Genomic DNA, 8318 nt, shown 5'->3' with positions numbered 1-8318 from the left:
GACGAAGCCGCAGACAGTACAAATAGTACGGCAAGGCGAGGCAACGCCGTACTGGTTTAAATTTAATCCACTATATTGGGCGTCCCCATATTATATCTATCTGATGATGCGGATGTGTTCCATCATACCACCGGATAGGGTGGCTTTAAAGGAAAAGGCCGAATCCCTGTTTTCGAGTTCGGCCATTTTGACGGTGAGGGATGGTCTGAAATTTTATCGGCGGTATTGGGCGGAATCTGTTTTCAGACGACTTATTGTCCGTCAGATAACTTTTTCTTTAAATTCGGGCTTTTTGTCGATAAAGCCGTCAATCGGCGCGTAGCCCAGGAAGTCGGCGTTTTCATCCATGACGACAATCCAGTTTTTGATTTTACCGCTGGTAAGCGGCAGGAAAAACAGAGGTTTGTCAGTTTGTTTGACGGAAGCGGTTTTGAGGATGTCCGCTTCGCTCATGTTGCGGGCGATGGCAAGTTGTACCAAGGGTTTCATCGCACTGCGGATTTTCGCGCGTTCGGCAGGACTGTCGGGCTGCCACCAATTCGGGCGCATACTGGGTTCTATACCTTTAAGCGAAAGGCTGAGGCTTTCGTTGGCTTCTTCGATGGATGCAGGATCGCGCAGGGCAACGCGTTCGATACCGAACCACGGCAGTTGGCGCATTTCTTCAGGGGCTTTTGCTAAATCCGCTTCGTCGATTTCAGCGGCGGTAACAATGTTGATGCGGTCTTTTTCAAAGGCTGCAACGACAGGGCGCGCTAAGGAAACACTGTGTAAGCCGTAAACCAGCGCGGCGAGCTGGATGATGCCGACCAAAGAAAAATCGGTAATGCGTTCGCGCAGTTTTTTCTTTGGGCTGGCGAGAATCAGTGTCAGCAGAGGGCCGCAGACAATATCGACCGAGACGACGAGTGTGTACAAATTCAATCCGCCCGTCAGTTCTGAATAGGGGTAGGGATACCAGACAGCGAAGACCAAAAGTGCCGCGAGGCCTGCAAGAATCAGGCTGACGACAAGATGCCAGCCTGCGTTTTTGAGGGCAAAACGCCAACGGGAGGGAGTTTGGGTATTTTCCATTTGTTGTTTCCGTAATGTAATTATTGAGGGAATTATTTTTGAAGGTCGTTATTATATCTGAATATGACCGGCAACATAGAGTTTCATGGTACAAAACGTGAGAGATGTGGTGTGGCAGCAAAAGAATTGGCATAAAAAGGTCGTCTGAAAACGGATTTGGGTTTTCAGACGACCTTTTAGTTTTTTAGGCTTACAGACCGAATAGGGCGATGTCGCCTTTGCCTTGGCGGATGAGTTCCGTGCCGTCAGTCATGTCGATGACGGTGGTCGGCTCGGTGCCGCACCAGCCGCCGTCAATCACCAAATCGACGGCGTGTTCGAGGCGGTCGCGGATTTCGTAAGGATCGGTCAGCGGCTCGTCGTCTTCGGGCAGCATTAGGGTGCAACTGAGCAGTGGTTCGCCTAATTCCTGCAACAGGCTTAAGGCGATGTTGTTGTCGGGAACGCGCAGGCCTATGGTTTTGCGTTTCGGGTGCAGCGTACGGTTGGGGACTTCTTTGGTGGCTTGTAGGATGAAGGTGTAGCTGCCCGGGGTGGCGGCTTTGAGCTGGCGGAATTGGGCATTGTCGACTTTGGCGTAAGTGCCCAATTCGCTTAAATCGGCGCACATGAGGGTCAGGTGGTGTTTCAAGTCGATTTTGCGGATGGCAAGGATGCGTTCCATCGCGGCTTTGTCGCCGAGTTTGCAGCCGAGCGCGTAGCAGGAGTCGGTAGGGTACACGACAACCCCGCCGTTGCGGACGATGTCGGTGGCTTGTTTGATCAGGCGTTCCTGCGGGTTGTCGGGGTGGATGGCGAAGAATTGTGCCATGACGGCTTTCCTTTTGATGGTTTGTGTTACCGATATTTTAAAACCGATACTTTGAAATGACAAAAGGTCGTCTGAAAATACGGTTTCGGAACGGAAGCCGCGTTTTCAGACGACCTTGGATTTTGAACACGAATCAGGGTTCGGGACGCAGCCACATCCAGACGGCGACGCAGCCGCAACCTAATGTCGATGCCGCGCCTATCCACCATTGTTCGGGGAAGCGCCAAAACATGAAGATGCAGGATAGGCCCATCATGCTGATGGCGAAGATTTTGGCTTTGCGCGGGACGGCGCCGTTGTTTTCCCAGTTTTGTATCATGGGGCCGAAATAGCGGTGTTGGTGCAGCCAGCGGTGGAAACGGGGCGAAGCTCTTGCCCAACAGGCGGCGGCGAGCAGGACAAAAGGCGTGGTTGGCAGCAATGGTAGGAAAATGCCGATGATACCTAAAAGTAAGGAAACTGCGCCGCAAAAGATGAGTAAGTAGCGAATCATATTGTTGTTTTGTTGTAGGTTTTATTCGAATGCTTTGGTTTTGCCGTGATCAAATGGGCAGCGGGGAATATCGAGTTTGTCCCAGCCTTCATGTCCCATTTTTTCGAGCAGGGCGATATTGCGCTCGAAAATGGCGGAGGCATCGGGAAAGGCTTGTGCGGCTTTGGCGATGCTGTCTTCGCGGATGAGGTGCAGGGTGGGGTAGGGCGAGCGGTTGGTGTAGTTGCCGATGTCGTCTGAATCCGTGCCTTCAAATTGGAAATCGGGATGAAACGGGGCGATTTGGATAATGCCTTCCAAACCGTTGTCGACAACGGCGGCATCGGCGATGTCGAGCATTTGGTTGAAGGTGTCGAAGTCGGGGAATAGGGTCGGGTGGACAAGCAGGGTGGTTTCCAGCTCGTCAGCGGGCGTGTCGCCCAAAAGCTGCAATTCGCGGTCTAGGTCTTCAAGGAAACCGTCCAGATGACGGGCTTGGCTGACGCTGATGCGCACGAGGTTTTTGACGTGCGGTGCTTTGGCGAAGGGGCAGAGGTTGAGCCCGATGACGGCTTTTACGAGCCATTGGCGGGTGTGGTCGGTTACGGTGGCGGAGTTGGGAGTAGTCATGCGGGAATTTTGGATTTAATTTAATTAAAAATAATTCTCAAAAAGTATAGCAAATAACATGGGTTTTAGGCAAAGGGCATGGGTGTGCGGATAGGGAAAATTTATGTGTGGCCAGTATGTAACAGGTCGTCTGAATATTTTTTTGTTTATGAAGAAAACCATAGCTGAAAACAACGAAAAAAAGAAGAAATTTTCCTGTCTAACCTATTGCGCCGACAGGGATTTTGCCGTTTAATGCGAACCTGCTGAATCAAGGGCCCGAGGCATATGCCGGCCGCCCCCACAGTTAACCTTTTGCATGTGGACAGTTCGTATAAACCGCTGCCACCGCTGCAATGTTTTCCTCTTTCGCAAAAGGACTGTATCCATGAAAAAAACTTCAATGGCGGCGGCACTCATCGGCCTCGTCTTGACTGCATGCAGCGGCGGACAACAAACCGCCGCAGAATCTTCCGCCCCTTCTTCCCATACTGCGTCCGACAAGCTCAATATTTACAACTGGTCGGACTACGTCGACCCCGCCACGCTTGAAGCGTTCGAAAAAAATACGCATATCAACGTCCGCTACGACTACTACGACAGCAACGAAGCCCTCGAAGCCAAGCTCTTGACCGGCAAATCCGGTTACGACCTCGTTGCCCCGTCCATTGCCAACGTCGGACGCCAAATCAAAGCCGGCGCGTACCAAAAAATCGACAAAAGCCAAATCCCGAACTACGCCAACATCGATGCCGACCTGCTTGCCATGATGGCAAAAGTCGATCCGGGCAACCAATACGCTGTCCCATATTTTTGGGGTATCAACACGCTCGCCATCAACAAAAAACTGGTTCAAAAAGCTTTGGGAACGGATCAACTGCCCGAAAACGAATGGGATTTGGTGTTCAATCCCGAATACACCAAAAAGCTGAAATCCTGCGGCATCAGCTATTTTGACAGCGCCATCGAACAAATCCCGCTCGCGCTGCATTATTTGGGCAAAGACCCGAATACCGAAAATCCCGACGACATCAAAGCCGCCGTCAACATGATGAAAAAAGTGCGCCCCGACATCAAACGCTTCACTTCGTCAGGCTATATTGATGACATGGCGGCAGGCAACCTTTGCGTCTCAGTCGGTTACGGCGGAGACTTGAATATCGCCAAAACACGCGCGCAAGAAGCGAAGAACGGCGTCGAAATCGAAGTTTTAGCACCAAAAAGCGGCGTCGGCATCTGGGTAGACTCCCTGATGATTCCGCGCGACGCCCAAAATACCGCCAATGCGCATAAATACATCAACCACACGCTCGATCCCGAAGTCGCGGCGCAAAACGGCAATTTCGTTACCTATGCCCCCGCCAGCCGCCCTGCACGCGCATTGATGGACGAGAAATATACCGGCGATGCGTCTATTTTCCCAACCAAGGAATTGATGGAGAAAAGTTTTATCGTATCGCCCAAATCAACAGATGCAAGCCGCCTGAGCGTCCGCCTGTGGCAATCGCTGAAAGCAGGCAAATAGCAGTTTAATGCGTTGGAACACTAAAGGTCGTCTGAAAATCAAATTTGGTTTTCAGACGACTTTTTTTACCGTACGATAGGGCGGGTTTTGGTTTGTCGTGTTGCAATATCGGATTGTTAAGGATTTGGGTAAACTCAAATAGAATATGACTATGCTTAACCCGATACTGTCATTTTTATAGTGGATTAACTTTAAACCAGTACGGCGTTGCCTCGCCTTGCCGTACTATCTGTACTGTGTGCGGCTTCGTCGCCTTGTCCTGATTTAAAGTTAATCCACTATACCAACGAAGGAACGAGGATAGCTTGAGATTTGCCCTTTCCTCAATTTATAGAAAAGGTCGTCTGAAAACCCACAATCGGGTTTTCAGACGACCTTTCACTTTCTCAACGCAACATCAGAATTTCGCTTGCAGTCTCAACCAAGCGGTACGGCCGGGTTCGTTGACGCGCAAGGTTTGCGTGCCTGCTGAAGGGTCGCCGCCTTTGCTGACGAATTCGGCATAGGTTTTGTTGAACACGTTGTCTATACCGGCCTGCAAGGTGGCGTATTTGCTGAATTTCCAGCCGGCATTGAGCGAGAGTACGCCGAAGCCGGAAGAGGCGCCGATGTCCTGACCGACGATATTGCCTTGACCTTTGCTGTAACGGTTTTGTTTCGCCACGACGCGCCATAAAGCGCCTGCGCTGAATTTGCCGTTGTCGAAGGCGAGGGTGTTATTCCACTCGAGCGGCGGAGTTTGTGCCAAAGGTTTGCCGTCGGTACGGTTTTTGCCGTGGGTGTAGGCGAGGCTGCTGCCAATTTCCCAATTAGGTGCAAACGTCCATTTGACTTCGGCTTCGCCGCCGAAACGCGAGGCTTTAACGTTGCGTACACCTAAATCTGTGCCTTGGCGTTCGAGTATGATGAAATTTTTGACATCGCTGCCGAATACGGATACGGAGGCATGGAGGTTAGGACGTTTCCAGATGATGCCCGCATCGATTTGGCGGTTTTGTTCGGGATGGATGATTTTCTTTTTGGCGCGCAGACGTTCCCAGTAGTCGGGAGAGCGTTCGGCGATACCGAATCCGGCGTAGTATTTCAAGCCGTTATCTGTATCACGTTCCCAACGTAAGAAACCGGAATTCAAGTTGAATTTCTGATGTTTCAAGGCGGGATCGGTTACGTCTGCGGAATCATAATCCGCTTTGACACGGTCGTGGCGCAAGCCTGCTACCCAACGTTGTTTGTCGGTTTGCTGCCAAGCGGCTTCGGTGAAAACGCCCCATTGTTTGAAACTTTGGTTGGGCATAAAAGGCTTGTGGCGGTAGCCGTCACCGCCGTGCTCATTGCGCACGACATGGACGTCGTCCAGATAGTCCAGACCTGTTTGCAGATTGAGTTTGTCCCAATCGAAGGTGGCTTTCAGACGACCTGTGTCGGTATTGCGTTTGGGGTTGTTGGCGTTTTTAATCTGTTTGCCTGCGGGATTGCGGATGGTGCGCAGGCTGTATGTGTCCATGACGTGGTCGATTTCGCTTTCACCGTAGCGCAGTTCGAGTTCGCTGAACCAAGGGGTGAGGTTGCGCTGGGTAAAGCGGACATTCCATGCGTCGCGGTCGAATTTGCTGCCGTCCATCATGCGGTCGGCGTAGGCAACCTTGGCTCTGCTGCGTTCGTATGTGCCGGCGATGGTGGTATTTTCTGTTGGAGTAACACCCAGTTGCAGCATTTGGCTGTCGCGTTTGAAATGGGAGTGGACGCTTTTGCCTGAGCCGTCTTTGTAGTCGTCGGCTTCGTTATGGGAAATATTGCTGCGGACGTAGGCGTATTTGCCGCCGAATTCGGCTTCAAGCGAGCCGTCGCGGCGGTCGTTGCTGCCCGCGGTCAGGGAGGCGTTGATGTTGTAGGGTTTTTCGCTGAAATCAGGGTCTTTGCGGATGAATTGCACCGAGCCGCTGACCAAACCCATGCCTTGGGTTACGGTTTGAGGGCCTTTGGTAACGACGACTTTGTCAAAAGAGTTTGGGTGGATGTAGGCAGTCGGCGGGTCCATACGCATACCGCAACCGCCGTAAATAAACTGGTCGTCGGCGTTAATCGACAGGCGCGAGCCGCCCAAGCCGCGGAACAACGGATCGCCCGAGCTACCGCCTTTGCGGATGATGCTCATGTTGGGGACAGATTGTAAAAGGTCTGCCCCGTCTCCGGCAGGGAGGGGTTGCAAAGCAGCTTTGGGGTTGAAAGTAACGCGGTTAGCTTTTTCTTGTTGTGTGCCGGTGACGGTGACAGGAGAAAGGGTAACAGTCTCTTCGGGAACGGGGTCTGTATCTGCCCAAGCTTGGGATACGGCTAAGGCAATCGGCAGAAGGAGTAGCTGGTGTTTCATTCTTAGAGCTCCTTTTATTGGTCTAGTTCATTAGTTGTAGTTAATTACTTCTTTGGTAGTATAAAGAATGTCAGGCAGTTTGTGAGTAAGAAAACGGTTTTGTTTGATTTAAGTCAATATTTTTGAGGCATAATTAAATTATTTGAATAATAGTAATACCCGTGTTGATTAATTGCCTATTGTTCCGTTTGGTAGGAAGAAGGGATAAGGCTGTTACGGGGATAAAGAGGGCTGTGTTCGGGAGCGGGCTGCAAACCCGTTTTGGTATGCTGAGACGGCGTGTCCTTTGGCATTCCGTTTGCAGTCATTACGATATTTCAAACAGCAAAAAGGTCGTCTGAAAATTTTTCAGACGACCTTTGCTTTACTGGGAAACTCTTGACCACCGATACAGGCGGTTTATTTAAACCAACCTCTGACGCGTTCCAATCCGCCGAAATTGATGCAGGCATCGGCGATTGCCTGCGCTTTCGGTTTGGCGCGGTAAGCCACGCCTATGCCTGCCTCTTTGAGCATCGGAATATCGTTCGCACCGTCGCCCATCGCCAAAACCTGATGCGGCTGCAATCCGAGGCGGCTGCGGTATTCCCGCAATAAATCCGCTTTTGCCTGCGCGTCGATGATTCTGCCTTTCAGACGACCTGTCAGCTTGCCGTTTTCAATTTCCAAAACATTGGCGTGTTGGTATTCGAAGCCGAGGCGTTGTTGCAGCCTTTCAGTGAAAAATGTGAATCCGCCCGACACCAGCATGAATTTCACGCCGTGCGCCTTGCATTCGTCCAACAAAAATTCCGCACCGGGTGAGAGCCGCAAAACATTTTCATAAACATCCGCCAAAACCCGTTCGTCCAATCCCGCCAACAGGGCGACGCGGCTGCGCAAAGACTGCTCGAAATCCAATTCGCCGCGCATCGAGCGTTCGGTAATTTCCGCCACGCGGTCTTTCAAGCCGACGCCCGCCGCAATTTCATCGACGCATTCAATGGTAATCAGCGTCGAATCCATATCGCTGACAATCAGCCCGAGTTCGCCGAACGCCCTATCGGGCAACACGGCGTGGTCGATTTGACGGCTGCTCAGTAACGCCGCGTCTGCCCCGCTTAAAGAAAATCCTTCTTCAACGATGAAACGCATACGCTTTTCATCGGCGTAATCAGGCTCGGGCAGGCGGGAAAGAAGGGCGGAAGGCAGGGCTTCGGCGGAAGGAAGTTGGAGGACGAGGGCGTACGGCATGGCGGTGGCTCAAAAAATGCGGATTGCGGATTATAGCAAAGCCTGAAGATTTCATATCGGGAAGGTCGTCTGAAACGGGCTTCCTGATGAAAACCGTATGCGTGCGGCGATGCGACGAAGCGGTTTTCAGACGACCTTTGGGGGAAGTATAGTGGATTAACTTTAAATCAGGACAAGGCGACGAAGCCGCAGACAGTACAGATAGTACGGCAAGGCGAGGCAA

8 protein-coding genes are annotated in these 8318 nt (G+C 51.6%); 1 reads left to right on the top strand and 7 read right to left on the bottom strand.

Annotated features, from left to right (window positions below):
- Positions 1-261: 261 nt before the first annotated feature.
- From AC5M9B_RS03755 to AC5M9B_RS03740, 4 genes are all read right to left on the bottom strand, one after another.
- Positions 262-1074 (bottom strand): fimb protein, encoded by an 813-nt coding sequence (locus AC5M9B_RS03755; protein ID WP_070655151.1) that lies wholly within the window; start codon positions 1072-1074, stop codon positions 262-264.
- A 190-nt stretch (positions 1075-1264) separates the two neighbouring features.
- On the bottom strand, positions 1265-1885 hold the full coding sequence (locus AC5M9B_RS03750; protein ID WP_070655153.1) for an L-threonylcarbamoyladenylate synthase: 621 nt from the start codon (positions 1883-1885) through the stop codon (positions 1265-1267).
- 133 nt (positions 1886-2018) lie between these two features.
- The gene (locus tag AC5M9B_RS03745; RefSeq protein WP_019270376.1) at positions 2019-2378 is read right to left on the bottom strand and encodes a YbaN family protein; all 360 of its coding nucleotides are present in this window, start codon (positions 2376-2378) and stop codon (positions 2019-2021) included.
- Between the two features lie 21 nt (positions 2379-2399).
- A complete protein-coding gene (locus tag AC5M9B_RS03740; RefSeq protein WP_487648274.1) occupies positions 2400-2987 on the bottom strand; it encodes a DUF1415 domain-containing protein in 588 nt (195 codons plus the stop codon).
- 367 nt (positions 2988-3354) lie between these two features.
- Here AC5M9B_RS03740 and AC5M9B_RS03735 point away from each other — a divergent pair, with 367 nt between their 5' ends.
- Positions 3355-4491 (top strand): polyamine ABC transporter substrate-binding protein, encoded by a 1137-nt coding sequence (locus AC5M9B_RS03735; protein ID WP_487648273.1) that lies wholly within the window; start codon positions 3355-3357, stop codon positions 4489-4491.
- 397 nt (positions 4492-4888) lie between these two features.
- Here the strand turns inward: AC5M9B_RS03735 and AC5M9B_RS03730 are convergent, their stop codons facing one another.
- The 3 genes from AC5M9B_RS03730 to AC5M9B_RS03720 all read right to left on the bottom strand — a co-directional run.
- Complete coding sequence (locus AC5M9B_RS03730; protein WP_487648272.1) at positions 4889-6862, bottom strand: TonB-dependent copper receptor; 1974 nt, start codon at positions 6860-6862, stop codon at positions 4889-4891.
- Between the two features lie 399 nt (positions 6863-7261).
- On the bottom strand, positions 7262-8095 hold the full coding sequence (gene serB / locus AC5M9B_RS03725) for a phosphoserine phosphatase SerB (RefSeq protein WP_487648271.1): 834 nt from the start codon (positions 8093-8095) through the stop codon (positions 7262-7264).
- On the bottom strand, positions 8016-8318 hold a 303-nt coding region (locus AC5M9B_RS03720; RefSeq protein ID WP_487648270.1), incomplete at its 5' end, for a hypothetical protein. The genes AC5M9B_RS03720 and serB, both read right to left, overlap by 80 nt.

The sequence above is a fragment of the Neisseria flava genome, assembly GCF_982712965.1.
Note: the sequence above shows the minus strand (reverse complement) of the source record. Positions and strands in the feature narration are given on the sequence as shown.

Excerpts from the sequence above, each read along its gene's own strand:
- AC5M9B_RS03755 (WP_070655151.1), bottom strand. The coding sequence starts at position 1,074 with ATGGAAAATACCCAAACTCCCTCCCGTTGGCGTTTTGCCCTCAAAAAC.
- AC5M9B_RS03750 (WP_070655153.1), bottom strand. The coding sequence starts at position 1,885 with ATGGCACAATTCTTCGCCATCCACCCCGACAACCCGCAGGAACGCCTG.
- AC5M9B_RS03745 (WP_019270376.1), bottom strand. The coding sequence starts at position 2,378 with ATGATTCGCTACTTACTCATCTTTTGCGGCGCAGTTTCCTTACTTTTA.
- AC5M9B_RS03740 (WP_487648274.1), bottom strand. The coding sequence starts at position 2,987 with ATGACTACTCCCAACTCCGCCACCGTAACCGACCACACCCGCCAATGG.
- AC5M9B_RS03735 (WP_487648273.1), top strand. The coding sequence starts at position 3,355 with ATGAAAAAAACTTCAATGGCGGCGGCACTCATCGGCCTCGTCTTGACT.
- AC5M9B_RS03730 (WP_487648272.1), bottom strand. The coding sequence starts at position 6,862 with ATGAAACACCAGCTACTCCTTCTGCCGATTGCCTTAGCCGTATCCCAA.
- serB (WP_487648271.1), bottom strand. The coding sequence starts at position 8,095 with ATGCCGTACGCCCTCGTCCTCCAACTTCCTTCCGCCGAAGCCCTGCCT.